The following is a 487-nucleotide window of genomic DNA, read 5'->3' as shown; positions in this document are numbered from 1 at the left end:
TTCGTGGGAGCTTGGCAACAGGGATATCAATGCGGTGGATGATTCCGCAAAAGCATATATGCTTGACACTTACACGATATCTCACATGGGTAGAGGTGGGGGTAGCGTCTTAGAAGATGGGATGCTGTCAAAGGTTCTCGACATAGAGCGTCTACAAGACCCCGTAGAGCTTGATGAGCCTCCTATTGAGGTTCCGGATTCCGAATACTTCGAAGCTAATCAGGACGCCTTTCAGGAGCTTGCAGACTGGTATCTTTGAAGCTCCGCAGGACCGACGACAATGTAATTGTCATAGTCGGACACTATGACAAGTCAAATATTGATTTCTATCTGCTACAATAAGTTTCCAGTACCCCACAAACTGAGGGTCGGAGATTGTTATGGATATGGTAAAGAAGGAAAAATATAGAGAAATAGAGAGAGAAGTACAGAGGCTTGAAAATCTGTTCAATATAAAGGCTGTGCGATTGAAGGCACGTTATGAGTC

Annotated in this window: 1 protein-coding gene; it reads left to right on the top strand. The window is 44.6% G+C overall.

Features of this window, described 5'->3' with window-relative positions; genetic code table 11:
• Nucleotides 1-259 (top strand): hypothetical protein (locus KP705_RS17185; protein ID WP_215765148.1); only part of this gene is annotated, 259 nt, incomplete at its 5' end.
• Nucleotides 260-487: the final 228 nt, after the last annotated feature.

It is taken from the genome of Gluconobacter sp. P1D12_c (assembly GCF_018812105.1).
Lineage (GTDB): Bacteria > Pseudomonadota > Alphaproteobacteria > Acetobacterales > Acetobacteraceae > Gluconobacter > Gluconobacter oxydans_A.
The sequence above is the reverse complement of the archived record's forward strand: the minus strand, read 5'-3'. Positions and strand labels throughout refer to the sequence as shown.